This is a genomic window from Salinivibrio sp. SS2, assembly GCF_001722075.1.
Classification (GTDB): Bacteria; Pseudomonadota; Gammaproteobacteria; order Enterobacterales; family Vibrionaceae; genus Salinivibrio; species Salinivibrio proteolyticus.
In genome coordinates this window covers 1-24,214 of record NZ_MEBP01000107.1, presented here as the reverse complement: position 1 = coordinate 24,214, position 24,214 = coordinate 1, and the positions used below count along the sequence as shown (strand labels likewise).

The following is a 24,214-nucleotide window of genomic DNA, read 5'->3' as shown; positions in this document are numbered from 1 at the left end:
GCTTTGCCATGATTTATGCCGCCAAGTTACCGACAAAGTCAGCAATAGTGGTATTTTTAGGGACAGAAAGCTCGCTAACACCTGCCATTTGTGCTTTGATCGTATTCACATCGGTCAACACAGTTTTAACCGTGCCATCGGCAGCCGTCAGCCATAGCTCACGCAGTGAGTCTGTGCTGGTAATGCCTTTGTCCAGATCAGCAATCATGGTACCCAAGTCCGAGGTTAGTGCGTCCCAAGCATTAGCCATTTGTGTCGCCGCGTTTACCGAATTTTGTGCCTGCACTTGTAAACCTCGGTAACCACTACCAATTTGGCTAGCTAAGTTAACTTCAGCTTTCAGATTTGATTTCTTTTGGTATAAATCCTGACGTGCGTTTAGGGAGTTATGCAACACAATCGAGCCAGCTGTTATACCAGCAGTCCCAGCAACCATCATGGCAACACCGCCGATGACAACTGGAGTAGATGTGCCTGCGGTGACAAAGTCAGCCACTGCCCCGATAGCCGTGACGAACGCACCGCCAATCACCAATAAACCACCCGCGACAATCCCCGCAATCGCACCATCAATGGCGGCATTAATTTTATCAATTTCCCCGTCCAACTGGCTAAGTACACCATTGTCCCCTTGCACTTTTGAATTGAGGTCAACCACAATGGCTTGGAAATTCTTCGAGTCCGTGATCAAGTTATTATTTAGATCAACAATGATTAACTTTGTCCCTTTGGACGTTTCTTGATAGGCCAAAGCTTGATCTCGAAGTGCTTGTAACTGTTTCAGCCACTCTTGTTTTGTTGCTCCCTTGGGAAGCACCGCAGGAATGGCATTATGTAGCTGATAATAATTGGAAATGTTTGAAATATTGGTAATGATTTGTGGCTGAATATCTGATAGATAGGAGTTAGCATGTTTTTTTGCCGTATCCAGTCCATGGTTAATTTGCGTTTCATTGTCCTTCAAATTTGGGAATTGAGAAAAATCAACGGGTACCTGCTGCAGCACACTGTTACAGAAGTTTTGAATTTGGAGTGCTTGTGAGCTTTGATGCGCCATTCCTTGATTAACGCCAATTGCTGTATCTGTCATTTTTTCGTCCTCTTTACGGGTGAGTAATGCCGTGTACCATGGGGATACCGGCATAAATTGCTTTGATACTGTCCATTTGATCTGAAAGCAGGTTCCACTGCGCGACGCCTACTTCCAAAGACTCACGAATCACTTGAACCTGTTGCTCACTGGTGGCCGTTGCAACAATTTCTGCGCTACTCGAAAATTGTTTTTCAACTTTCTGCCAGTTTTCTTCTAGCCCACTCAAAGCCTGATAAGTGCGGGAAAATGCCCCCACAAACAGGTTGTTCTGAGCTTGGATAGACTTTACGACAGACAGCAAGCTGTTGTTTTTTGCGAGCTGTGTGTACAAAACACCCAATTTTTCGTTGTTGGTACGAAGCTCTCTCACTGATTGACTGGACTCACTGGCTCCCTGAGAGATGCCATTCAAGCCTGCAATCAGATATTGCGTGTCGATTTTCGATTTATTTTCATCTTCGTTTTTTTTATCTTTTTCCTTGTCTTGATCTTGTTTCTTATCTGTCACATCGATACTGGCCAGTATTGTTTGACCAATTTTATTTACACCCTCACCCGCTTTGGTGCCACCGTCAACGATCCCTTGAATGTTTTGCGCAATCTTTTGATTAAGCGTTTCAATTGCTTCTGTTTGCTGCTTAATGTCAGCTGAGACGGACTGCTCTATCTGAGCGATAACCAAGTCATATTGCTTGTTGGAATAGGAGAGCTCTTGATTCATCACTCCGGCCTGAGCATATAAGCCTGCGGCATGCGTGGCGTACAGGCGCGCCTGAGTGGTTAAAGCACTTAGGGTATGAACAATCTGATCAGCTTGAGCAAGTAATGCGCTGTTGCTATTGGGCAGAGCACGCTGTGCAGCCGCGACTAACGCAGAGAAATTCGATCCGTTGGAAAAGGTAGTGATAACAGCAGGTAGCACGATCTGTAGATATTGATTGGCTTGCTGCCTCAGCTCCTCTTGAAACGCGCTAGATTTCACTGCCAAGTCTGAGCTCAGCTCAAAGCCTGCCAAGCTTTGCTGGCTGAGAAGCAAGTTAGCGTTCTTTTGTGTTATCAACCCACGGTTTGCAGCACTCAAGTAGGCTGCTAGCAAACCAGCATCTCCCGTATCGATAGTATTCACACCCGTCATTATTTTTCCCCTCTAACTGGAATAAAAACAGTCTGTTAACCACATAGGCATTCTGGCTTAGGCAGCACTAACACACCCCTCTCTCCTACCATATTCTTCTACCGCGAGAACACAGGAGAGTTAAGATGGAAGCATAGAGTGGAATGCCTACTTTGCTGGGCAATATTCTGATAATGAGTCAATCACGGCACTTTTAGTGTGTAGGTAGGCAACCTATTGCACACTTCTATCAAGCGATCTCACCAAATCATTATTCGCCGAAACAACAAATGCGGAGAGGCTCAAAGAGGACAAAAAAACGCCCAGCAAGGCGGCTGGGCGGGAATGGAAGGTCAACATGTCGCTGACACAACATCAGAACTAGCACATTGTCACAATGCAATCGCACTGTATGAGTAATTACGGCTCATGGTGACACTTGGTTCATTTTTTATTCAAATGGTTGTGGATCACCACTGCCGTGGCGGCGAATTTCTGGGTTGCCTTCACTAAAATCAACCACTGTGGTGGGGTGCTCACCCAATACGCCACCGTGCATAATCAAATCCACACTGTGTTCGAGATGATCACGAATCGCTTCGGGATCGGATTCGGTAAAGTCGTTACCCGGCAAAATCAATGACGTCGACATCAAGGGTTCGCCCAGCGCTTCCAGCAAATCCAAAGCGATACGGTTATCCGGTACGCGAATGCCAATGGTCTTACGCTTCGGGTTCATTAATCGACGCGGCACTTCTTTCGTCGCCTTCAAAATGAAGGTGTAAGCGCCGGGGGTGTTATTTCGAATCAAGCGAAACGCGGTATTGTCCACCCGAGCATAAAGCGATAACTCGGATAAATCACGACATAGCAACGTAAAGTTATGGTCTTTGTCGAGATCACGAATCCGGCAAATGCGTTCCAGCGCCTGTTTATTTTCTAGTTGGCAGCCTAATGCGTAGCCCGAATCGGTCGGATAAATAATCACCCCACCATTTCGGATAATCGCCACCGCTTGATTAATCAGCCGCGCTTGCGGGTTCTCTGGGTGGACGTAAAAAAACTGACTCATGGTTCCTCCTGCTTTAGCTCCGCCACACTAGGATGCTCAACCGCGATCCAGCGTTAGTGGCTAGCGCGCCGGATAATCCTTCTTATAGGTCTATTGTAACGCGTCTGGCTTGTCGCTATCTAGTTGATTTACTGATTGCCATTTTTGTTCAGCCGCGTCTAACCATGTCCAGTCATGCCAAACCGGCTGACTGTCTTTGGGTAGCCATAAATTGCGGCCCAGCTCTGTCCACGGAGAGGGATAATGAAAATCCGATCCCAGCGAGGCCAACAATCCATAATCTCGCGCGTAATCGGCCAGCAAACGACGCTCTTGTTGCGACTGCTGAGGAAGAGCGACTTCGATAGCATCGCCATTGGCTTCAGAAAACGCAGCCAGTAATCGTTTCAGCCACTTGGCTTTGAGTTTGTATCGACCCGGATGAGCAAGCACCGCTTGTCCCCCAGCCTCATGGATCGCTTCAACGGCTTCTGCAATCGAGCACCAATTGGGCGGCGCATAACCGGTGTTCCCTCGGGTTAAAAAGCGCTTAAAACAGGCTTGCATGGTTTTCGCGTGGCCTTGCTCGACCAACCAGCGCGCAAAATGCGCTCGGGTGAGCGGCGCATCGCCAGCCAGTTCACGCGCACCTGCAAGGGCCCCTGTGTAATGCGAGCGCTCTAACCGCTCAGCAATCAGCTCAGCCCGTTGTTGGCGTCGCTCAGCTTGTTCAGCAATCAATGCGGTTAATGCCGGGTGCTGGGGATCGACATTTAATCCCACAATGTGGATATCAAAGTTCTGCCACAAGGTCGAAATTTCAATGCCGTTGACCAGCGTAAGGGGCAAATTTTGATGGTCGATTTCTGCTTGCGCCTCCACCAGCCCGGCGGTGGTGTCGTGGTCGGTAATCGCCAACACGCCCACGCGACGCTCGACCGCGCGCTGCACCAAATCTTTTGGTGATAGGCGGCCGTCGGAGGCAGTGGTATGGCTATGTAAGTCAATGATCATGGTGTATCGGGTTTCCTTAATGCGCTCGCGCCCTAGCACTATCGGTTTGTGTCTTATCAGCCTGAGGCTAAGTACGCGCCATGCGGGCTCAGTCGATGCGAATGCGCCAAGTTAATCAGCGCTCGGCGAGCACGGTGAATATCTTTGTTGTTTATTATCGTGTGCTTACTCCGCACTTTTTCTGCATTCTTTTCGATTTCCCCGTTGACACAGAAGCAAAATATCAGTTTACTAGTACACAAGTTAACGCGCACCGTTTCTCTGTCTTGGGGAGCGATATGGCGCTAAGGGTAACAGTCACGACGGAGTCTCGCAGCATGTATTTCAACGCCGCGTCTAGATCACATTCGATTCACACTGCACCCACTGCCGAACAGGCCGTGAGTGTGTTGGCGACATCCATGACCTCTGTTGCGCTTATTTGGTGGCACGGCTCCTCACGGGCGGTGTGACGCGCTGTATAAACAGCTACCTTATTCACAACGCCCGCCACTGATGCGGGCGTTTTTGTCTCTCAGTTTTGCCATCACGCGTTATCGTGCCACTACGCATTCAACCACGGTAACCCGCAACCATAGTTTAAAAGGATATTTGATGATTATTGTACTTAAGCCCCAAGCCACCGAGCAGGATGCCAACGTCCTCCTCAATCAAATCGAACAATGCGGGTTAAAACCACTTTATATGCCGGGTGTGGAACGCATTGTATTGGGCGCACTGGGTGATGAACGTGTGTTGCAACAGTGTCATTTTGAGGCCAACCCGCTGGTTGAGGAAGTCAAACCAATTTTAACCAAGTACAAACGCGTGAGCCGTGATGTGCAGCCGCACGACAGCGTGGTGCATATCGGCAATGTACCTGTAGGCGGTCAACACTTCGTGGTCATGGCAGGCCCCTGCTCGGTGGAGTCGGAGTCTCAATTGCTATCCGTGGCGGAGCGCGTTAAAACCCATGGTGCACGTGTATTACGGGGCGGCGCCTTTAAACCACGCACCAGCCCTTATGATTTCCAAGGCATGGGGGTTGAGGGGCTAAAGCTACTCAAACAAGCCAGTGAGCTGACTGGCATGCCAACCGTGTCAGAAGTGATGGAAATTAGCCAAGTCGACGCGGTGTGCGAGTACATTGATTGCTTGCAAATTGGCGCACGTAACATGCAAAACTATGGCTTACTCAAAGCGGTAGGCGAAACTGGCAAACCTGTCTTGTTAAAACGTGGGCTTTCCGCCACTATCGAAGAATGTTTGCTGGCAGCGGAATATATTGTCGATGCGGGTAACCCCAATGTGATTTTATGTGAACGCGGTATTCGCACTTACGAAACCGCCACACGTAACACCTTGGATTTGAATGCCGTGGCCTTGATGAAGCAACGTAGCCATTTGCCAGTGTTGGTCGACCCAAGCCATGGGACGGGTGTGCGAGAGCTAGTGACGCCACTATCACGCGCTGCGGCGGCCGTGGGCGCGGATGGCATCATTGTGGAGAGCCACTTAAACCCAAGCGAAGCACTGTCAGACGGTCACCAAGCCTTAACCGGCGATATGTTCGCGCAGCTGATGCAAGAACTCACCCCCTTTGTGCAAGCGGCAGGGAGAAAGCTGTGAACACTCATGATCCCCAACATGGCGAGCTTGATACGCTCCAACTCTCGGTGCCTTATGTAGCTGACCCGACCGAGTTGTATGCCGCCGTGTGCCAAGATAAGCCTTATAGCATGCTGTTGGAGTCGGCAGAGATTGACTCCAAACGCAACCTTAAAAGCCTGATGCTGATCGATGCCGCCGTGCGCATTGAATGCCGCGGGCAGCGCGTCACCTTACAAGCGCTTACTCATAATGGCAGTCATTTGCTGGAGAGCATCGCCCAGAGCGCAGCGCTGAAAGCCCTCGCCTGTGAGGTAGCGCAGGCCAACGAAGGAGACTTCCCCGCCCTAACGTTGACGTTCCGCCATCCTAACGACAATGGTGCGCTGTTAGATGAAGACGCCCGTCTACGCCAAGCGTCGGTGTTTGATGCCCTGCGTGTTATCAAACAAAGTGTCGCGTTGAATAACCAACCTGACGACGCGCTCTTTATCGGTGGCCTTTTTGCCTATGATTTGGTGGCCAGCACTGAAACGCTGCCAGCGGTGGAGGGCACCGAGCACTGCCCCGACTACCTTTTTTATGTTGCAGAAAGCTTGCTGGTGATTGACCACCAGCACCGCCAAGCGCGCTTACAAGGCACCTTATTTGGCGGTGATAACGCCCGCGCCCACTATGTGGATTTATCGCGTCGTTTGCAAAGCATCAAAGAAGCCTGCTTATCGCCTGCGCCGCTTCCAGAAGCGCCCGTGGTCACCGATCACAGCGTCGCGGTTTCTGTCTCTGATTCAGACTTTTGTCAGCAAGTCGACGCGCTGAAAAAGCACGTGATTGCCGGTGATGTGTTTCAAGTGGTGCCATCGCGCCGCTTTACCCTCGCATGTCCCTCGCCGCTCAATGCTTATCGAGCGTTGAAGCGTGGCAACCCTAGCCCGTATATGTTTTATCTGCGTGATAGCCAATTTAGCTTGTTTGGCGCCTCGCCAGAAAGCGCCCTTAAATATACTCAAGCGACTAATCAGGTTGAGATTTATCCCATCGCGGGTACGCGCCGACGCGGGAAAACTGCCCAAGGCGACATTGATTACGACTTGGATAGCCGCATCGAGCTTGAACTGCGCAATGATGAAAAAGAAAACGCCGAGCACATGATGCTGGTCGATTTGGCTCGCAACGATGTAGCGCGAATTAGCACACCCGGCAGCCGCCATGTCGCCGACTTGCTCAAAGTCGACCGCTATAGCCACGTGATGCATTTAGTTTCTCGGGTAGTGGGTCAGCTGAAACCCGATCTAGACGCGCTGCATGCGTACCAAGCCTGTATGAATATGGGTACGCTCACCGGTGCGCCTAAGCTTCGCGCGATGCAGCTCATCCGTGATACTGAACAGTGCCGTCGTGGCAGTTATGGCGGGGCCGTGGGCTATTTTACTGGATCAGGCGAAATGGATACCTGCATTGTGATCCGCTCTGCCTACGTTGAAAACGGCCTTGCCACCGTGCAAGCCGGTGCAGGCGTGGTGTTTGATTCTGACCCTCAAGCCGAAGCGGACGAAACCCGCGGCAAAGCTCAAGCGGTGATCCATGCGATTCAAACTGCCCACCAAGGAGGCCAATCATGAGTACCCCGCAAATGGACATCGTGCTGCTCGATAACATGGACTCCTTTACCTACAACTTGGTGGATCAATTTCGCGCACTTGGTTACCCAGTCACGGTGTTTCGCAATCATTTAGAGGCCGAGGCGATTGTTCGTCATATTCGCTCCCTGCCCCAGCCGTTACTGGTGCTCTCCCCTGGCCCGGGTGCACCGGCTGATGCCGGCTGTATGCCAGCGTTGATTGAGAGGCTGCGCGGCCAAGTGCCGATGCTGGGGATTTGCCTGGGTCAGCAAGCGATCGTCGAAGCCTACGGCGGCACAGTCGCCGGAGCTGGCACCATCATGCACGGCAAAGCCTCAGCCATGCACCACCAGCAACATGCGGTATTTGGCCCATTGGCATCCCCACTCACCGTGGCCCGTTACCACTCGCTGGTGGCGACTGAGGTACCTGCAAGCTTGGATGTCATCGCCACGACCTTGGATGGTGACGCGCAAAAAGTGATGGCCGTGGTGAGTAATACCGACTACGTGGTCGGTTATCAATTCCACCCAGAATCTATTTTGACCGCACAAGGTGCTGCCCTGCTCACCCACACCATCGATTGGGCAAGTGGCTATTATCAGCGCTAACAACATTAGCGCTTACAACAACACGTGCCAGATAAGCACGGAGCTCGAACAGACAAATACCGAGGTTAAGTACAGTGATGGATCAACTACTAGAGACGCTCTACCAACAACAGTCACTCAGCCAAGCGCAAAGCGAGCAGCTGTTTAGTGCAATCATTCAGGGCGAGCTCGAGCCAGCGCGATTAGCGGCCGCATTAACCGCATTAAAGATTAAAGGGGAAACGCCTGAAGAAATCGCAGGGGCAGCAAAAGCACTGACTGACAACGCCGAACCTTTCCCCCGCCCCAGTTATCCGTTTGCCGATATCGTTGGCACGGGAGGCGATGGCGCGAACACCATTAATATTTCAACCACGGCCGCCTTTGTCGCCGCCGCCTGTGGCGTGAAAGTGGCCAAACACGGTAACCGCGGGGTGTCGAGCAAATCGGGCTCATCGGATTTACTCGCTGCCTTTGGCATTGATTTGGCGATGCCTGCCGATCACGCCCGCGAGGCCTTGGATAATCTGGGCGTTTGCTTTTTATTCGCCCCGCAATACCACACCGGCGTACGACACGCGATGCCCGTGCGCCAAGCAATGAAAACACGCACCATCTTTAATCTGCTTGGGCCGTTAATTAACCCAGCGAAACCTAGCATTGAGCTGATGGGCGTGTACGACCAAGCCCTAGTTGCGCCGATTGCACAAACCATGCAAAACCTCAACATGACGCGCGCAGCCGTGGTTCATGGAGACGGTCTGGATGAAGTGGCTATCCACGGCCCCACAACGGTGGCAGAAATCACCCCGACCCACATTGAGCATTACACCTTAACCCCCAGCGACTTTGGTGTATCCGAATACCCGCTGGACAGTATTGCTGGGGGCACACCGGAGCAAAACTGCGCGATGATCAGCGCGATTTTGCAAGGTAAAGGCACAGACGCCCAGCAAGCGGCGGTGGCTGTCAATGTGGCACTATTGCTACGCTTATTCGGACAAGAAGACTTGAAAGCAAACACACAACAGGCCTTGGACGTGATGGCGTCGGGCAAACCTTACACCATCATGCAAGCGTTAGCACAAAGGAGCGCAGTATGACCACCTCAGCCCTCAACGACACCATTTTAGGCCGCATTGTCGATGACAAAAAACGCTGGGTAGCCGCGCGCAAAAGTGCTCAGCCGCTGGATAGCTTTATCGACCAACTGACGCTCAGTGATCGCGATTTTCGTGCTGCACTGGCCGCGCCGGGGTCACAGTTTATCTTGGAGTGCAAAAAAGCCTCACCTTCAAAAGGGTTGATCCGAGAAGACTTCGATCCAGCCAGTATCGCCCGTGCTTACCAACCCTTTGCCGCGGCCATTTCAGTCCTGACGGACGAGGACCACTTTCAGGGCAGTTTTGACTTCTTACCGATCGTGCGCGCACAGGTCGATGCGCCTGTGCTTTGTAAAGATTTTATTATCGACCCGTATCAGGTTTACCTCGCACGTCATTATCAAGCCGATGCAATCTTATTGATGCTGTCGGTACTCGACGACGCCGAATATCGCGAGCTGGCCGATTTAGCCGAGTCGCTAAAGCTGGGCGTGCTTACCGAAGTGAGCACCGAAGACGAGCTCGCGCGTGCCAATGCCCTAGGAGCGGTGGTGATTGGGATTAATAACCGGAATTTGCGCGATTTAAGCATCGATCGCGATCGCACCAAACGCTTAGCACCACAAGTGGGCGAAAAAGCGATCGTGATTTCAGAAAGTGGCATTCATAGCCACCGTCATGTGCGCGATCTTGCCCGCCATGCGGATGGCTTTTTGATTGGCAGTGCATTAATGGCAGAACCCGATCTCACCCTCGCACTACGTAAAGTGATCTTAGGAGAGAATAAAGTCTGCGGGCTCACCACCGCCGACGATGCCCTCGCAGCCTTCAACGCTGGCGCTGTCTACGGTGGACTCATTTTTGTTGAGCACTCTCCGCGTGCTGTCACACCCGCCGTAGCCGAGCGCGTCCAGCAAGGTGCGCCGCTTCGCTATGTGGGCGTGTTCCAAAATCATGCGCTAGACACCGTGGCTGAGTACGCACAACAGCTCAGCCTTCACGCGGTGCAACTGCATGGGGATGAAGACGCAGCGTATCTACAAGCATTGCGTGAGAAGCTCCCTGAGAACTGTGAAATTTGGAAAGCGCACGGTGTCTCTGATGTCGCACCGGCTCTAGACGGCGTGAATGCTGACCGCCACCTTATCGACAGCCGAGTCGGCCAACAATCTGGCGGCACGGGTAAAACCTTTGATTGGCACCTGATCCCTAAAACTGCCAAAGACAAAGTCATGATTGCCGGCGGGCTCACCCCCGAGAATGCCGCCAAAGCGGCCGAACAAGGCTGCCTTGGGCTGGATTTTAACTCCGGTGTCGAGCATGCGCCCGGGGTGAAAGATGCCAACAAGTTAAACGCGGCGTTCCGCGCCCTTCGCCGCTATTGATTTTTCGAGATAGTTGATTTTCCGAGATGGTTGATTTCCCGAGATAATTTAGCTGAGAGGATAGATGTCGCCAAGACAGTCAACGTATCTCGGCCCCAGTTAAAGACGTAAAAGGATAATTATGAGCAAGCTTAACCCGTATTTTGGCGAATTTGGTGGTCAGTACGTGCCCCAAATTCTGGTGCCTGCGCTTGATCAGCTCGAACAGGCGTTTATTGATGCCCAAGACGACCCGAACTTTAAAGACGATTTTATCCGCCTGCTGCAAGAGTATGCCGGACGACCCACCGCGTTGACGCTTTGTCGTAACCTCACCAAGGGGACGAACACCAAGCTGTATCTTAAGCGCGAGGACTTGCTGCACGGCGGGGCGCACAAGACCAACCAAGTACTGGGTCAAGCGATGCTTGCCCAGCGTATGGGCAAATCAGAGATTATTGCCGAAACCGGAGCCGGCCAACACGGTGTGGCGACCGCACTGGCGTGTGCGCTATTGGGGCTAAAGTGTCGCATCTACATGGGGGCCAAAGACGTTGAGCGTCAAAGTCCTAATGTGTTTCGGATGAAGCTGATGGGTGCCACTGTGATCCCAGTGCATGCGGGCTCTGCGACGTTAAAAGATGCGTGTAACGAAGCGATGCGCGACTGGTCAGCCAACTATGATACCGCCCACTATTTGCTCGGCACTGCGGCAGGCCCGCACCCCTTCCCGACCATTGTGCGCGAGTTTCAACGCATTATTGGTGAGGAAACCCGTGCGCAAATTCAGCAGGTAGAAGGTCGCTTGCCGGATGCGGTAATCGCCTGTGTGGGTGGCGGCTCAAACGCGATTGGCATGTTTGCTGACTTTATCGATGACAAAGATGTGCGTTTAATTGGTGTTGAGCCCGCGGGCAAAGGACTCGATACCGATCAACACGGCGCGCCCTTAAAGCATGGCAAGCCCGGTATTTTCTTTGGTATGAAATCCCCATTGATGCAAGATGAATATGGCCAAGTCGAAGAGTCGTATTCTGTATCAGCCGGATTGGACTTCCCGTCGGTGGGGCCACAGCATGCGCACCTTAACGCCATTGGTCGTGCCGAATACCCGGCAGTCACTGACGATGAGGCCTTAGAAGCGTTTCAATCGCTTGCGCGCAACGAAGGCATTATTCCCGCGTTAGAATCTGCCCATGCACTGGCTCAGGCGCAAAAAATGATTGCCGCTGATCCTGAAAAAGAGCAGCTTTTGGTGGTCAACCTATCCGGACGTGGTGATAAAGATATCTTCACTGTATATGACATATTAGAAGGCAAAGGAGAGCTGTAATGACGGCACCATCAACTCGATATCAAGCGATGTTCGCAAACCTGGATGCCAAACAGCAAGGTGCCTTTGTTCCTTTTGTCACCTTGGGGGATCCAAACCCAGAACAATCACTCGCCGTGGTCGATGCCTTGGTTGAAGGCGGTGCCGACGCACTGGAACTCGGTATGCCGTTTTCCGACCCATTGGCTGATGGGCCCACCATTCAAGACGCAACCTTACGCGCGCGGGCCGCTGGCACCACACCCGATACCTGTTTCGACATGTTGGCAGCCATTCGCGCCAAGCATCCAACCATTCCGATTGGGTTGCTGATGTATGCCAACTTAGTCTACGCCCGCGGTATTGACACTTTTTACCGCCGGTGTGCGGATGTCGGCGTCGATTCGGTGCTGGTGGCAGATGTGCCGATTGCTGAATCTGCGCCATTTCGTGAACAAGCCTTGGCGCAGGGCATTGACCCGATTTTTATTGCTCCACCCAACGCAGACGATGCAACCTTAGCCCAAGTGGCGGAGCTGGGCCGTGGCTATACTTATTTGGTATCGCGCGCCGGCGTCACAGGGGCAGAGGCTAAAGCAGGGGCACCAGTTGAACACCTGCTCGGCACCTTACATCATCATGAGGCACCGCGCCCGCTGCTTGGCTTTGGCATCTCAACCCCTGAGCAAGTCAAAGCGGCGATCAGCGCCGGGGCGGCAGGCGCCATCTCTGGCTCGGCGGTGGTGAAAATCATCGAGCAACATCAACATGATGTGCCCGCGATGCTGGCGGCATTAACGGACTTCGTCAAAGCCATGAAAGCGGCGACAGCACGCCAATAATATCAAGCTGGATAACACTGAGCTTGATAATACTGAGTTTGATAATACTAAGCGTTGGGCGATGTCTGTTCAGCATCGCCTTGCGAACGGCCACTGAACCGATGTGTGGCTTCATCAAACCGCGGTTCCTCACGACTGTGTCGTTTTCCATTGGGAGGCTGCATAGTGTCATGATACATGCGATATTGGTTCTTCCCTGCCCGCTTTGCCGCGTACATTGCCGTGTCCGCATGAGTCAGTAAACGCTCCCCGCTCAGTTTGTCCTTTCCATGCGCGATACCCACGCTGGCCGACACTTGGCAGAGGTATGTGTCAATTGGGATCGGTTGATGCGCCACGTCGACAAGAACACGCGCAAGCACTCTCGACTCATCGTCGCGCTGATAAGGCATCACCACTGCAAATTCGTCACCACCTAACCGCGCAATGACCGCATGCGGCGGGAGTGCCATCGCTAGCTTTTCTGCCAACGCAGACAGAAAAAGATCGCCCACATCGTGGCCAAAGTTATCATTAATCGCCTTAAAGCCATCAAGGTCAATTACCAATATCGCCATACTATGAGTGTTGAATACATAGCGACCGTTTAACGTATCAAACAGCCAATGGCGATTATGCAATCCTGTCAGTTGGTCTTCGCGCGCTAAGCGATAATAGCGTTTGGCATCCAATGCAAGCAGCATCAATACTGTCGCGCCCACGGCTATCATCCCTAACGTCATCACGGTGGTCAGTTGTCCGAGCTGGTTAAGTAACCGCGTATGCTCGCGATAACCATGACCCGGCATGGCTAACGATTGCTGAAAAAAGCCATCGAGTAATTGACGCTGCTGGCGATAATGCGCAATCAGCTGGCTCATGCCCTGACTAGAAAAGCGCAAGGCATAGAAGCGGCTTTCATACGCTTTAAGATCAGTGAACAGGGTTTTTAGTAGCGCCGTCGGATGCCCTTGTTCCGCATCACCACGGTTCGCCATCGTGATCGCAACCGGAAAGCGGCTCCATAAGATCTCGTGCTGAATCGCCAACTGATCAAAGCTGCTCTTTCCACCTTGGTAGCGTTCCAGCAAGGTAATCAGCGCATCGTACTCTTTGGACAAGCTGAGCATATACCACACAAGCTTGCTTTGGCCGTTGGTTAGGCGCTCTGATAACGCGGTGATCTTATTGGTGGTTAACACCACACCGATTGCCATAATCGCAATACATACCACTAAAATAGTGCGTTTAATCGGCATCACCTTCAGTTGGGCATTTCTCATCATTCGTCACTCCTTAGGGCTGGCACGCTATGTCAGTCAGCTGCCACACCATTGCCGAATAAAATCGGTCATTCTGAATGGCCGGATATTGGTCGAGAGGAAACACTAACCAAAGTGGACCAAGTGTTCTGAGTGTCATCGCTTGCCCGTTGCGTTTCATCGCAATCACTGGCTGATAACGTGCCACCATGTCTGCACTGAGCATCGCTTGGTATCGATTCATCGCGCTCAGTTTTAAGTCAGCACATTCCCCCATTCCCGCAGCGTCCAAAACGCTTGATAGCGCCACACCCTCAAAACGTTGCTCACCTTGGGTAAATGGGGTTTGAGTGATGATTTGTGCCGAAGGTAAGGCCTCGAGCGCCTGTCGATTGAATCGCACACTGTGCTCTGGAGTAACACTGACGGTGAGATTGATCGGCACGCGCAAGGCGGCAACGGCGCTGAAGGTAATCAAAACGCCAATCACCACCATCGCGACATTGGGGGCTTGAACGAAACCACGCAGCAATACAATGGGTGCTGCAAGAAAGGCTGTGCGAGGTTTTTCTTTCATTTTTCACCAGTTACATCACAACGACAACCGGAGACTTGTCGGTCAGCAGCAAGGGGCTTGAGGCTGGCCTCACAAATGTAAGTCACGTGTCTGTATTACGTCAAAGATGTGACGCTGTTGGGACTAGTGTGCTTGAAAGGGGTTAACGATTTATAGTGCTTGGGCCAGCATTTATTAACAAATCTCACAATTGAGATAAACTCGCAGCACAAAAAAAGTCAGGGGCTAGAAAGCAGACGGGGCAATAGGCCATAAACAAAAAAGCCTGCCGATACTCTGTGTACCGACAGGCAAACAACGCTGATTAGCTAAGATCGCGCATTAATATTTCAAGCTCTTCCTGAGCCTGATCAATCAAGGACGCCAGCTCGTTTGCATCATCATGATGCATTGGCAGTGCCCAATTTTCTCGTCTTCCCGGCTCGACATGCTCTGCAACCAGCTGGGTGATTTTTCCCTTACGCTCAAACTTCACCTCGTCAAATTCCGCGAGGTGCGGTTTTTTCTCGTTGGCAATCTGAATCAACACATTGCCATTTGGCACAACCCGCACGTGCGCCTTTCGCGCGGGCGTGGTGTTCAATGTATAACTGCGTGAACGGATAGACATGTCTACCTCCTGTCACTCGATATGGGGCATTAATAAGTGTAGTAACTCTGTCCTCAAACGGCAGCGAAAGGCGCCGGATTTTTAGGATATAAGGGAATAAATGGTTACCAATTGTGAGGCACTTAATAATCTTAATGCTGACAAGCGATTAGGATAACGCCCCCTATACGGTATAGCATAACCAACCCCACTATATGCATGTTCAATCAAGTTCGCGCGCCGGTCATAACAACGGACTGAACATATAGAAAAACTGTTCAATCGGCTTGTGATAAACCGGTCGTTGTTGCCACGTTTTGGGTTCCACACGCAAAGATTGAGTGAGATAGCGCTGGTGTAGCGCGTTCACGCTGGCACAAAAGTCCGGATCGTCGACCGTGAGCGTTAACTCAAAGTTCAACCATAAGCTGCGCATGTCGAGGTTTACGGTGCCAATCAAACAGTACTTTTCATCAACCAACACAGATTTGGTGTGCAGTAAGCCACCGCCAAAACGGTAGATCTCAATACCTGACGCCATTAAATCGGCAAAGAAGGACCGACTGGCCCACTCAACCATTAAGGAATCGTTTTTTTCCGGCACAATCACTGTCACTTTCACGCCTCGTTGCGCTGCCGTTTGTAAGCTAAACAGTAGCCCTTCACTCGGCACCAAGTACGGCGTGGTAATGGTAATGCTGTCATGGGCTTGGTGGATAGCCAAGGTTAACACCTGTTGGATCATACCATCCGGCAAACCCGGTCCTGATGGAATGGCTTGCACAGCGTGATTGGCATGTTGGTGATCTTCAATAAGTGAGCATTCGGGTTGTGCGGGTAAATTTCGCAGTCCCGTTTCTACTTCCCAATCCCAAGAAAAGATGCTGCTGAGCACAGGAACGGTGGGGCCGGTAACACGCACCATCACGTCAACCCATTGACCCACGCCCGCGTTTTGCTTAAAAAAGCGCGGATCGACCATGTTCATCGAGCCCGTGTATGCCAGATGATTGTCGATGATCACCACCTTACGGTGCTGGCGAATATCAAGGCGACGGAAGAACATCCGAAACGGATTGACGGCCAGTGCTTCAATCAGCTCTATCCCCGCTTCTCGCATCACACTCGGCCATTTGCTGCGGAAAAACGTCTTACTTCCCGCAGAATCGAGCATGATACGAACCGGAATGCCCCGCTTCGCGGTATCACACGCTGCTTGGGCAACCTCATCGGCATGGCCGCCAGGATGCCAAATATAAAACACCATGTTTACGCTTTGCGTGGCGTGACGAATATCAAAGGCAATGGATTTGAGGATATCTGCCGGATCGGTTTGCAAGTGGAGTTGGTTGCCCGTTAATTCAGGGACACCAATCCGCGCTTGGCATAATTGGTTAACATGATGAGATTGCTCGCGCACGTGCTGAGGACGATGCGCCGGACACGCCTGTAAGCTGAGCAACCATTGCCGATACGGTTCAAACATCGCTTTGGCACGTACCGCACGCGTCTTCCCGAGATTGAGCTCGCCGAATAGCAGGTAGGCGATGACACCGACAATCGGCAGGATGTAAATAATCATCAACCATGCGATCGACACCCCGAGCGCACGACGCTTAAAGACCACACGAATAGTGACCGCCGCGATCGTTAGCCAATACGCGAGTAACAAAATAAGAGTCAGGATCTCGTAGACTTTTTCCATGCTTGTTTGCGCACACCTTATTGTTGGAATCGACAGGTTATCAACCACATGGTCTTCCCCTATTCTGCCTAGCTTGCCACTGGGTGCAAGCAGTGTTTTGTCTAGATTTATGACAACACAAGTCACCAAAAGTGAAGTGGCCCACAGTAGAAATGTCATAGATGAATAACCGACACATAAATACGTGACGCACCATCACCTTGTTAACATTGTGTTAAATCAATAATTGCGACAGAGAAAGCCACTGTGGTACTGACTATAGACAGTGAATCGCACTCGCTATCGGTGAATAAGTAAGCAGACGCGGAAAGAATATCGGGAAGTTGGCTCGTTTGGGGGTATTACATGCGGCAAGATCTTCAAATTTTACGCATAAACTGTTTTACTTACGAGCCTTAGAGGAACGAATCACTAGCTTCACTCTGTAATTATAACTTTACACACCATAAGGTGTCGCTCACGCATCAGCGATGGGCATTATGAGCAGTATCAATCATCTATACCCAAGCAGCTGGACGCATTCGCGTAGAGTCAGACGGGTATGTCGCATAAACTGACGAGTAGATATGGCAAACACACAACGCGCACAATTTTCATCCCGATTAGGGTTTATCTTGGCGGCAGCCGGCTCAGCGATTGGGCTGGGCAATATTTGGGGGTTCCCGACTCAAACAGCTTCAAACGGCGGCGCTGTTTTTCTGTTCATTTATTTGATCATGGTTTTTGTCCTAGCGTATCCCCTTTTAATAGCAGAACTCACTATTGGACGCTACGGCAATGCTAACCCGGTTCGGTCTTTATCCTCAGTGGCAGGTGGACAAAAGTGGTTGGGTCGCTTGCTCGGCTTAGTCGGTATGCTCGGAGCAACTGGTATCCTTAGCTTCTATGCCATTGTCGCCGGTTGGCTGGTCGGCTTTATGGTGTCACCACTGCTCACCGCGCTGGGTTTTGTTAATGCGGCGAACTGGTTAGAGTCATTCAGCGAAACCCGTAACCTCGCCCTCATGCTGTGCTTTATGGTACCGACCATTTTGGTGGTTCGTAACGGCATTGCTAACGGGATCGAGCGTTGGTCGTCTCGCTTAATGCCAGTACTGTTTTTACTCTTCGTAGTGATGGTGGTGTACATCTTGTTCCAACCTGGCGCGATTGAGGGGTTAAAAATGTACCTGATCCCCGATCCTTCTCATCTCTCGCCAAGTCTGGTGGTAAGTGCAATGGGGCAGGCTTTCTTCTCGCTCTCCCTCGGTGTGTGCGTAATGATGGTCTATGGCTCTTACTTATCAAAGTCAGCCAGTATTCCCAAAACTGCCGCCCAAGTGGCACTGCTCGATACCGGTATCGCCTTTATTGCCGGACTATTGATTATGCCAGCGATGTTCGTTGCTCAGCATAACGGGGTGGCGATTTACAGTGAAAGCGGGGATCTACTCAGCAGCGATACGCTGGTGTTCAGCGTCTTGCCTGCCATGTTCGATACCATGGGCAGTGCTGGCTTGTTTATCGGCTTCGCTTTCTTCTTACTGATGGTCATTGCGGCTCTTACATCGGCCATTTCAATGCTTGAAGTGCCCGTAGCTTGTGCAACCGAAGAACTGCGTCAGTCTCGCGAGAAAGCCGTTTGGTGGATTGGTGGTTTGATCACCCTAGCCTCTGCCACCATTGTGTATAACTTTGGCGATCTGTTCGGCTTGGTGGTTACCGTGACGACCGAATACGCACAGCCTATTCTCGGCCTGCTATTTGCTTTGGTCGCCGGTTGGTTGTGGCACCGTAACGAAATCTTGAAAGAGCTGGTGCAAGGTAGCCCTGAACTTGGCGAAACCTGGTTTTGGAAGATCTGGCCGGGTTATGTGCGGGTGATTTGCCCTATCTTAATGATCTTGGTCTTCGGTTGGGACTGGATCTAACCGCGCACCGCTCAGTACATGACGTGTTATGTGCTGAGCGGTATCTTCTCTTCCCCCTTTTCGAGCCATTTCGTATTTCCTCCCCTCGCCGCAATTGGTTACACTGCCAATACATTTATTCAATCCGCCCACAAGGCATCGTGTCGTTTTATGAAACAACTGATTGATTTTATTCCACTCATTATCTTCTTCGCGCTGTATAAGTTTTACGATATTTATGTCGCCACAGGCGCATTGATCATCGCGACCCTAATCCAAGTCGCCTTAGTGTGGGCGCTTTATAGAAAAGTGGAGAAAATGCAGGTTGTCACTGCAGCTTTAGTGGCGGTGTTTGGGGGAATGACACTCTTCTTCCATGACGACAACTTCATTAAATGGAAAGTGACCATCGTCTATGTGTTGTTTGCGGTGGGCTTGGTAACCTCTGAGCTGATGGGTAAACCCTTAATCAAAAACATGCTCAGCAATGAACTGGACTTACCCGATCGCGTATGGCGCACCATTAACTGGGCGTGGGTGAGTTTTTTCTCGGTATTAGCCGGGGTCAATATTTACGTCGCATACAGCATGCCGCTTGATGTTTGGGTGAACTTTAAAGTGTTTGGCACCATGATCTTAACGTTCTTATATCTCATCGCGACAGGTATCTACATCTACCGCCATATGCCCAAAGAGAGCAACTCGGACCAATAAAAACTTGCCCAAATGCTGTGTCAGAGGTCACAATTCTAATCTTATCCTGAAAAAAGGGGCCAGCCCCTTTTGAATAAGATGTGAAGAGAGCCATGTCTGACAATAAAAACAACTGCCCACGCGGCCAACTGTTGCTGCGTACACTTGCGATGCCAGCCGATACTAACGCCAATGGCGATATCTTTGGCGGCTGGATCATGTCTCAGCTCGATTTAGCCGGCGCGATCCTCGCCAAAGAAATCTCTGGCGGACGTGTCGTGACTGTTTCAGTGAACGAAATCACCTTCAAAGCGCCCGTTAGCGTGGGTGATGTAGTCTGCTGCTATGGTACATGCAGTCGCATTGGTAATACCTCGATGAGTGTCGCGCTCGAAGTATGGGTAAAGCCGGTTAAGCATGACGGTGTCGGCGAACGCTACAAGGTGAGCGATGCCGTATTTAACTATGTTGCCATTGATGAAAGCGGCCGGCCGCGTCCGATCAAAAAATAACGTGTTTAATCACCACAAAGGGCCTGTTAAATCTCAGGCCCTTTGTATATCCGCCCTATCAATAGCGTTGCTACGAGACCAACAACTGCTTTAATTGCGCGACGTGCTGCTCAAAAAGCAATTTATCCGTTTTCTTTCCACTTTTGGCGATAGCCAGCCACTGTACGCCCGTATCGTCTTGATGGTTATACTCAATACGAAGCACGTATTTTGCGCTGGTCAGCAAAGCCAACAACGCGCCTGCAACAAACCCCACGGCAGGTAAATACTCCGCGTAGGGCAGTTCACCCACTAACATAAAAAATAAAATGCTCGCGGTTAGTATCCCTAACCCTAACATCCTCAGCAGGTGATCTTTCCATGTAAGTTCTTCAACGCTGGCGTCAACAATATTGCGCATTGAATAACAATCATCATTCACACATAAATGGGTTGGCGTTTGCTTTATTACCACTGACTTTCTCATTTTTATTTCCATACTAAGATGCGTTATTGACTCACACTTTACAGGGCTCATCCCACTGCGGCGCTTATTATGTCTATTTTTGTCAACAGGGCGAGCAGGGCTAAACGCAAACGTGACCTACAACACTGAACATTTTACGCGCCCCTTGTTAACTATTTATACACGTGCTTACTACGCTTAACCCTGCTGGCAGCTTTTTCGGTCAGTGCACTGACCTCACCCATCGCCATTATTCAGTGGCGACGGTGATTTTATCCAGAGGCGTTATAAGGAGTGGTTTTGTATTGAGGGTGGAGAGCATGACGCCTCGCGCCTTCATTGTGCCATTATGCACCGTAGGCGCTAGCTGATTAATAGTGATATCGGCAAGATAAGATCGTAATAGACGTATCATCCACGGCGTAAACCAGCCGATTGGTATCATCAATACGCCGCGACCAAAAGCCGGTCAGGTTTTCTTTTAGTGCTTCGGGCTTACCTATTCCCTCGAATGGCGTTCGTTTTACATCGAGGATGAGCTTGTTGATTCGCTTGAGTGTTTTTCTATCCTGGCTTTGCCAGTACACGTAGTCACGCCACGCATCATCCGTCCAGCAAAGTAAGCGACTACTCATCGTCATCGACTAACGCGTGCTCCATCGCTTTCCCCATCTTGTACTGAGTAATAGACCGATTTAGGTGCTCAGCATTGGCGGGTGAGCGCAACAGATGAACAGTTTCCATAAGGCTGTTGTAGTAGTCAAGCGACATCACCACCGCGTCTTCCGCATCACGTCGGGTGATGATAGCGGTATCAGCGTCATCAACCACACCATCTAATACCGTTTTGAGGCCATTTCTCGCTTCAGTAAACGAAATGATTTTCATCGGATTGCTCCTATTCGTACACCATCGAAGTATAGAGCAACACACCAGACATGTACAACTTAGAGAACATGTCTAGTGGTTGTTCGCTGAGCACAACCGCCCCGCAGTGACAGCGGGCCAAGTGTTCGGGTTGGATGGATGGGCAATACACTAATCTAGCGTTTGCATATTAATATAATTCTCTTAATCCTATTCCTATGTAAATGGCCTACACCAAAGAGAGGCCACCATCAACGACGAGTGTATGGCCGACGATATAACTGGCTTTATCCGAGAGCAAGAACTCAATGGCATCAACAACTTCCTCCACGCGTGCAAACCGATTGGCGGGCACTTGCTCTTCAACATCGAGTTTTATTGTCGGTTGATGTGTCTGTCGCTCGTCCCACCTTGGTGTCCACGTTACGCCCGGCGCCACAGCGTTAATACGGATATTATTTCTGATTGCTTCTAGCGCGACGGATTGTGTTAGCCCTTCGAGGGCATGCTTTGCCGCACTGTACATCGCTGCATTTGGCGTTGGTCGCAAGCCATTGATTGAGCTGACATTGACAATGGCTCCACCTGTCTCCATTAACTTAATTTGATACTGCAAGCATTGAGCGTGTCCCCAGAAGTCATTATTTAGCGTTTCTTTCAACGCAAACATATCAACTTGATGATAAAGACCACCAGAACCTAACGCCGGTGAGGCATTATTGATTGCAATATCTAACTGACCATATTGCTCGCGGATATAACGGAAAAGCTGCTCTAGCGAAGCCTGATCGGCTAAATTAGCTTGTTGATAATCAACAGCTTTAAGTACAGGGTATTCAGTAACAGCTGCCTGCCACACATCTAGGTTGCGCGAGCACGTGATCACTTTATAACCTGCCTCAACTAGCCGCAGAACACAGCCTAAACCGATTCCTTTCGAACCACCCGATACAAATGCCAATTTCGTCATAGCCACTCCTCAAAACGATATCCGCGACATCCTAGCGATCAGCTGGATGATGAACCCCATCCATCACAGGAATATTCTCCAACTCAAACGGATTGACGCCATCTAAACAAGCGATATTGAATCCAAACTCACTCGGATTGGAGCGACGTTGGTGATGGGTGTAAATGCCACAGCGTGAGCAGAAGTAGTGCTTAGCAGTGTGAGTATTAAAGGAATACACACTGAGTTGTTCACTGCCAGCAACGACACGCAATTGTGCAAGCTTGACTGAGCCAACAATGGCGCCACGGCGTCGACACATCGAGCAATCGCAGCGTCTGGGGTTTTCAATGCCATTGGGTAACGCGAGAGCTAACACAACCGTCCCGCAATGACAGCGGGCCAAGTGTTCGGGTTGGATGGATGTTTGACCGACTTGTTTTATCATGCGCTTCCCTGCTCAGTTTCATGGTGATCAAGCGGATAGACTTTCTTAAAACGCTCTAATACCAAAGGGGATTGAGTTGTAAACGGCACGCCAAGTGCTTGCCCCTCTTGCTCAAAAAATGCCAGATGCGCCTGCCGCCACCACGCATAGCTCTTATCGCCTTCACCTTCCGCAGCGGCAAATTCAGCAGTCACTTGATCAAATGGACACTCGCTCACTTCAGTCACCTTAATAATACAAACCGGCTGCTGCGCCCAGTTAAGCACCACGGTTAAACGTCCGACTTGCGGGTAAGGTTCGTTTTCGATCTCGTAGCAAGCTTTTAAGCTGCACGATGCGCGTTTTATGCCTTGATCAATCAAACGGGCGCATTCGTTAGCATTGTATTCATCCGCGCAAAAGTACTCAGCAATTGTTTCAGGCACAGCCTGACGTTCTGCTTCACTTAAGGTGGCAAGGTAGGCGTTTAAAAATGCCTGTTGTTCTGTATTCATCATGATCCTTGATTAGTGACACCACACCAGCGAGGCTCCAAAATGAGACGCTGTATATTTGTCCCTGTAGGTTTTCTAAAAAAGAATATATTCGAGCGGCTCAAATCGCCTAATTAACTTAAAAGTAGGCGGTGAGTTGGAGTAGTGCTAAACAAATATTGATAGGCCAATAAATATATCTATTAACCCATCGATTATTGCCTATAATATTATAAACGTTATACCGTTAGTTTAATACTCTCTCGCAACGGTCAACACTAGCATTTCCTTGGCTATGCCAAAACAGGTACTCTGAGTCCACCGATAACACGGTTGAAACAGATTCGTCATTACTCTCAATTGCTTTAGTGAACATAGGTTTAAACGACTTAGACAGCTCGTTCAATGGTTCAACCGATACACTTTCGATGTACTCATAAACTTTATTATGCTTCAGTTCCCAAGTGCCCTGAATATTGACTTCAAACAAGAATCGGCCGTCAACATCAGGCATCTGTCCATCAAAAATAGCGGTCCCATCCAATAAACCATCAGTCCAATAGGTCGTTTTTCCATCAAAATTTAGTTCATCGGCATGAGTCGGGCTAGCGCAGTGCCAAGTACCAACAAACAAGTCTCTATCTATTGGTTTGCTGGTTGTTGAAGAGCAGGCAGCTAGAACAAATCCCAAAAAGGCAACTGACAAAATTTTTATATTCATATTATTTACATCATTCCCAATAGCGCATATCAAGATATAAAACTGGTTTTATATAGACACGTAGAAATTCAACTACATTTCACTTCTTGATAATAACAAACCATTCACTCCACTCATATCCTAGAAGCGGAAACATAACTTATTGTGTGAGCCACGTTGTACGGTCTAAGCCATAAATGGTATGGTCGACAATGCGTCCGTTTAAATTTTCAGCACGACGTATTACGCCTTCGAGTGTGAACCCTAAACGCTCACAGACCTTTCGGCTTGGCGTGTTTTCCGTTGCCGCCGATATCTGTACTTTTTCCATACCAAACTGGGTAAACGCCAGCTCAATGAGCTTAGCCACGGCTTGACTCACAATCCCTTTCCCTTGGTGCAAAGAACTTAGCCAATCCTGAATTCAGATAATA

General features: G+C 50.3%; 26 protein-coding genes, 1 pseudogene and 1 other annotated feature. Of the genes and pseudogenes, 11 read left to right on the top strand and 16 right to left on the bottom strand.

The window, feature by feature from the left end:
• Nucleotides 1-13 precede the first annotated feature (13 nt).
• The 4 genes from BGK46_RS13670 to rnm form a co-directional block, all read right to left on the bottom strand.
• Complete coding sequence (locus BGK46_RS13670) at nt 14-1,090, bottom strand: HBL/NHE enterotoxin family protein (protein WP_069590129.1); 1,077 nt, start codon at nt 1,088-1,090, stop codon at nt 14-16.
• 13 nt (nt 1,091-1,103) lie between these two features.
• Nucleotides 1,104-2,228, bottom strand: a complete 1,125-nt coding sequence (locus BGK46_RS13665; protein WP_069590127.1) for a hypothetical protein — start codon at nt 2,226-2,228, stop codon at nt 1,104-1,106.
• A 430-nt stretch (nt 2,229-2,658) separates the two neighbouring features.
• Entirely contained in the window at nt 2,659-3,279 is a 621-nt protein-coding gene (locus tag BGK46_RS13660; RefSeq protein ID WP_069590125.1) for an L-threonylcarbamoyladenylate synthase, read from the bottom strand.
• A gap of 90 nt (nt 3,280-3,369) precedes the next feature.
• The gene (gene rnm / locus BGK46_RS13655; protein WP_069590123.1) at nt 3,370-4,272 is read right to left on the bottom strand and encodes an RNase RNM; all 903 of its coding nucleotides are present in this window, start codon (nt 4,270-4,272) and stop codon (nt 3,370-3,372) included.
• A gap of 101 nt (nt 4,273-4,373) precedes the next feature.
• Here rnm and BGK46_RS17480 point away from each other — a divergent pair, with 101 nt between their 5' ends.
• From BGK46_RS17480 to trpA, 8 genes are all read left to right on the top strand, one after another.
• The gene (locus tag BGK46_RS17480) at nt 4,374-4,724 is read left to right on the top strand and encodes a hypothetical protein (RefSeq protein WP_139130789.1); all 351 of its coding nucleotides are present in this window, start codon (nt 4,374-4,376) and stop codon (nt 4,722-4,724) included.
• Nucleotides 4,689-4,783, top strand: a sequence feature (Trp leader region). (Overlaps the previous gene by 36 nt.)
• An 83-nt stretch (nt 4,784-4,866) precedes the next feature.
• Complete coding sequence (gene aroF, locus BGK46_RS13650; RefSeq protein WP_069590121.1) at nt 4,867-5,880, top strand: 3-deoxy-7-phosphoheptulonate synthase; 1,014 nt, start codon at nt 4,867-4,869, stop codon at nt 5,878-5,880.
• Nucleotides 5,877-7,481 carry an anthranilate synthase component 1 gene (locus tag BGK46_RS13645; protein ID WP_069590119.1) on the top strand — a complete coding sequence of 535 codons (1,605 nt, stop codon included), beginning with the start codon at nt 5,877-5,879 and terminating at the stop codon, nt 7,479-7,481. Before aroF ends, BGK46_RS13645 begins: the two co-directional genes overlap by 4 nt.
• Nucleotides 7,478-8,092: an aminodeoxychorismate/anthranilate synthase component II gene (locus BGK46_RS13640; protein ID WP_069590117.1), complete on the top strand. Its 615-nt coding sequence runs from the start codon at nt 7,478-7,480 to the stop codon at nt 8,090-8,092. Before BGK46_RS13645 ends, BGK46_RS13640 begins: the two co-directional genes overlap by 4 nt.
• A gap of 77 nt (nt 8,093-8,169) precedes the next feature.
• Nucleotides 8,170-9,174: an anthranilate phosphoribosyltransferase gene (gene trpD / locus BGK46_RS13635; protein ID WP_069590115.1), complete on the top strand. Its 1,005-nt coding sequence runs from the start codon at nt 8,170-8,172 to the stop codon at nt 9,172-9,174.
• The gene (trpCF, locus tag BGK46_RS13630; protein WP_069590114.1) at nt 9,171-10,559 is read left to right on the top strand and encodes a bifunctional indole-3-glycerol-phosphate synthase TrpC/phosphoribosylanthranilate isomerase TrpF; all 1,389 of its coding nucleotides are present in this window, start codon (nt 9,171-9,173) and stop codon (nt 10,557-10,559) included. Before trpD ends, trpCF begins: the two co-directional genes overlap by 4 nt.
• Nucleotides 10,560-10,680: 121 nt before the next feature.
• Nucleotides 10,681-11,871, top strand: coding sequence for a tryptophan synthase subunit beta (gene trpB, locus BGK46_RS13625; protein WP_069590112.1), 1,191 nt, complete (start codon nt 10,681-10,683; stop codon nt 11,869-11,871).
• Nucleotides 11,871-12,692 (top strand): tryptophan synthase subunit alpha, encoded by an 822-nt coding sequence (gene trpA, locus BGK46_RS13620; RefSeq protein WP_069590110.1) that lies wholly within the window; start codon nt 11,871-11,873, stop codon nt 12,690-12,692. The genes trpB and trpA overlap by 1 nt, the downstream gene beginning before the upstream one ends.
• 47 nt (nt 12,693-12,739) lie before the next feature.
• Here trpA and BGK46_RS13615 read toward each other — a convergent pair whose 3' ends face one another.
• From BGK46_RS13615 to cls, 4 genes are all read right to left on the bottom strand, one after another.
• The gene (locus BGK46_RS13615) at nt 12,740-13,957 is read right to left on the bottom strand and encodes a GGDEF domain-containing protein (RefSeq protein WP_069590108.1); all 1,218 of its coding nucleotides are present in this window, start codon (nt 13,955-13,957) and stop codon (nt 12,740-12,742) included.
• Between the two features lie 10 nt (nt 13,958-13,967).
• A complete protein-coding gene (locus tag BGK46_RS13610; protein WP_069590106.1) occupies nt 13,968-14,510 on the bottom strand; it encodes a hypothetical protein in 543 nt (180 codons plus the stop codon).
• Between the two features lie 304 nt (nt 14,511-14,814).
• The gene (locus BGK46_RS13605) at nt 14,815-15,120 is read right to left on the bottom strand and encodes a hypothetical protein (RefSeq protein ID WP_069590104.1); all 306 of its coding nucleotides are present in this window, start codon (nt 15,118-15,120) and stop codon (nt 14,815-14,817) included.
• A 223-nt stretch (nt 15,121-15,343) separates the two neighbouring features.
• A complete protein-coding gene (gene cls, locus BGK46_RS13600; protein WP_069590102.1) occupies nt 15,344-16,804 on the bottom strand; it encodes a cardiolipin synthase in 1,461 nt (486 codons plus the stop codon).
• 566 nt (nt 16,805-17,370) lie between these two features.
• Between cls and BGK46_RS13595 the strand changes: the two genes are divergently transcribed.
• The 3 genes from BGK46_RS13595 to yciA all read left to right on the top strand — a co-directional run bounded on the left by BGK46_RS13595 (nt 17,371) and on the right by yciA (nt 19,898).
• The gene (locus BGK46_RS13595; protein WP_069590100.1) at nt 17,371-18,714 is read left to right on the top strand and encodes a sodium-dependent transporter; all 1,344 of its coding nucleotides are present in this window, start codon (nt 17,371-17,373) and stop codon (nt 18,712-18,714) included.
• A 150-nt stretch (nt 18,715-18,864) separates the two neighbouring features.
• Nucleotides 18,865-19,407, top strand: a complete 543-nt coding sequence (locus BGK46_RS13590; RefSeq protein ID WP_069590099.1) for a septation protein A — start codon at nt 18,865-18,867, stop codon at nt 19,405-19,407.
• A 92-nt stretch (nt 19,408-19,499) separates the two neighbouring features.
• The gene (yciA, locus tag BGK46_RS13585) at nt 19,500-19,898 is read left to right on the top strand and encodes an acyl-CoA thioester hydrolase YciA (protein WP_069590096.1); all 399 of its coding nucleotides are present in this window, start codon (nt 19,500-19,502) and stop codon (nt 19,896-19,898) included.
• Between the two features lie 70 nt (nt 19,899-19,968).
• Here yciA and BGK46_RS13580 read toward each other — a convergent pair whose 3' ends face one another.
• From BGK46_RS13580 to BGK46_RS13545, 8 genes and pseudogenes are all read right to left on the bottom strand, one after another.
• Nucleotides 19,969-20,364, bottom strand: a complete 396-nt coding sequence (locus BGK46_RS13580; RefSeq protein WP_136588377.1) for a DUF6232 family protein — start codon at nt 20,362-20,364, stop codon at nt 19,969-19,971.
• 350 nt (nt 20,365-20,714) lie between these two features.
• Nucleotides 20,715-20,984 carry a Txe/YoeB family addiction module toxin gene (locus tag BGK46_RS13575; protein WP_021024592.1) on the bottom strand — a complete coding sequence of 90 codons (270 nt, stop codon included), beginning with the start codon at nt 20,982-20,984 and terminating at the stop codon, nt 20,715-20,717.
• Nucleotides 20,971-21,231, bottom strand: coding sequence for a type II toxin-antitoxin system Phd/YefM family antitoxin (locus BGK46_RS13570; protein ID WP_069590095.1), 261 nt, complete (start codon nt 21,229-21,231; stop codon nt 20,971-20,973). Before BGK46_RS13570 ends, BGK46_RS13575 begins: the two co-directional genes overlap by 14 nt.
• Nucleotides 21,232-21,439: 208 nt before the next feature.
• Nucleotides 21,440-22,180: an SDR family NAD(P)-dependent oxidoreductase gene (locus BGK46_RS13565; protein WP_069590091.1), complete on the bottom strand. Its 741-nt coding sequence runs from the start codon at nt 22,178-22,180 to the stop codon at nt 21,440-21,442.
• A gap of 31 nt (nt 22,181-22,211) precedes the next feature.
• Nucleotides 22,212-22,607 carry a GFA family protein gene (locus BGK46_RS13560; protein WP_069590089.1) on the bottom strand — a complete coding sequence of 132 codons (396 nt, stop codon included), beginning with the start codon at nt 22,605-22,607 and terminating at the stop codon, nt 22,212-22,214.
• On the bottom strand, nt 22,604-23,101 hold the full coding sequence (locus BGK46_RS13555) for an ASCH domain-containing protein (RefSeq protein ID WP_069590087.1): 498 nt from the start codon (nt 23,099-23,101) through the stop codon (nt 22,604-22,606). The genes BGK46_RS13560 and BGK46_RS13555 overlap by 4 nt, the downstream gene beginning before the upstream one ends.
• A gap of 226 nt (nt 23,102-23,327) precedes the next feature.
• On the bottom strand, nt 23,328-23,801 hold the full coding sequence (locus BGK46_RS13550; RefSeq protein ID WP_069590085.1) for a hypothetical protein: 474 nt from the start codon (nt 23,799-23,801) through the stop codon (nt 23,328-23,330).
• A gap of 139 nt (nt 23,802-23,940) precedes the next feature.
• Nucleotides 23,941-24,195, bottom strand: a pseudogene (locus BGK46_RS13545) (GNAT family N-acetyltransferase); the annotation flags it as partial.
• Between the last annotated feature and the right edge of the window lie 19 nt (nt 24,196-24,214).

Excerpts from the sequence above, each read along its gene's own strand:
- BGK46_RS13670 (WP_069590129.1), bottom strand. The coding sequence starts at position 1,090 with ATGACAGATACAGCAATTGGCGTTAATCAAGGAATGGCGCATCAAAGC.
- BGK46_RS13665 (WP_069590127.1), bottom strand. The coding sequence starts at position 2,228 with ATGACGGGTGTGAATACTATCGATACGGGAGATGCTGGTTTGCTAGCA.
- BGK46_RS13660 (WP_069590125.1), bottom strand. The coding sequence starts at position 3,279 with ATGAGTCAGTTTTTTTACGTCCACCCAGAGAACCCGCAAGCGCGGCTG.
- rnm (WP_069590123.1), bottom strand. The coding sequence starts at position 4,272 with ATGATCATTGACTTACATAGCCATACCACTGCCTCCGACGGCCGCCTA.
- BGK46_RS17480 (WP_139130789.1), top strand. The coding sequence starts at position 4,374 with ATGCGCCAAGTTAATCAGCGCTCGGCGAGCACGGTGAATATCTTTGTT.
- aroF (WP_069590121.1), top strand. The coding sequence starts at position 4,867 with ATGATTATTGTACTTAAGCCCCAAGCCACCGAGCAGGATGCCAACGTC.
- BGK46_RS13640 (WP_069590117.1), top strand. The coding sequence starts at position 7,478 with ATGAGTACCCCGCAAATGGACATCGTGCTGCTCGATAACATGGACTCC.
- trpD (WP_069590115.1), top strand. The coding sequence starts at position 8,170 with ATGGATCAACTACTAGAGACGCTCTACCAACAACAGTCACTCAGCCAA.
- trpCF (WP_069590114.1), top strand. The coding sequence starts at position 9,171 with ATGACCACCTCAGCCCTCAACGACACCATTTTAGGCCGCATTGTCGAT.
- trpB (WP_069590112.1), top strand. The coding sequence starts at position 10,681 with ATGAGCAAGCTTAACCCGTATTTTGGCGAATTTGGTGGTCAGTACGTG.
- trpA (WP_069590110.1), top strand. The coding sequence starts at position 11,871 with ATGACGGCACCATCAACTCGATATCAAGCGATGTTCGCAAACCTGGAT.
- BGK46_RS13615 (WP_069590108.1), bottom strand. The coding sequence starts at position 13,957 with ATGATGAGAAATGCCCAACTGAAGGTGATGCCGATTAAACGCACTATT.
- BGK46_RS13610 (WP_069590106.1), bottom strand. The coding sequence starts at position 14,510 with ATGAAAGAAAAACCTCGCACAGCCTTTCTTGCAGCACCCATTGTATTG.
- BGK46_RS13605 (WP_069590104.1), bottom strand. The coding sequence starts at position 15,120 with ATGTCTATCCGTTCACGCAGTTATACATTGAACACCACGCCCGCGCGA.
- cls (WP_069590102.1), bottom strand. The coding sequence starts at position 16,804 with ATGGAAAAAGTCTACGAGATCCTGACTCTTATTTTGTTACTCGCGTAT.
- BGK46_RS13595 (WP_069590100.1), top strand. The coding sequence starts at position 17,371 with ATGGCAAACACACAACGCGCACAATTTTCATCCCGATTAGGGTTTATC.
- BGK46_RS13590 (WP_069590099.1), top strand. The coding sequence starts at position 18,865 with ATGAAACAACTGATTGATTTTATTCCACTCATTATCTTCTTCGCGCTG.
- yciA (WP_069590096.1), top strand. The coding sequence starts at position 19,500 with ATGTCTGACAATAAAAACAACTGCCCACGCGGCCAACTGTTGCTGCGT.
- BGK46_RS13580 (WP_136588377.1), bottom strand. The coding sequence starts at position 20,364 with ATGAGAAAGTCAGTGGTAATAAAGCAAACGCCAACCCATTTATGTGTG.
- BGK46_RS13575 (WP_021024592.1), bottom strand. The coding sequence starts at position 20,984 with ATGACGATGAGTAGTCGCTTACTTTGCTGGACGGATGATGCGTGGCGT.
- BGK46_RS13570 (WP_069590095.1), bottom strand. The coding sequence starts at position 21,231 with ATGAAAATCATTTCGTTTACTGAAGCGAGAAATGGCCTCAAAACGGTA.
- BGK46_RS13565 (WP_069590091.1), bottom strand. The coding sequence starts at position 22,180 with ATGACGAAATTGGCATTTGTATCGGGTGGTTCGAAAGGAATCGGTTTA.
- BGK46_RS13560 (WP_069590089.1), bottom strand. The coding sequence starts at position 22,607 with ATGATAAAACAAGTCGGTCAAACATCCATCCAACCCGAACACTTGGCC.
- BGK46_RS13555 (WP_069590087.1), bottom strand. The coding sequence starts at position 23,101 with ATGAATACAGAACAACAGGCATTTTTAAACGCCTACCTTGCCACCTTA.
- BGK46_RS13550 (WP_069590085.1), bottom strand. The coding sequence starts at position 23,801 with ATGAATATAAAAATTTTGTCAGTTGCCTTTTTGGGATTTGTTCTAGCT.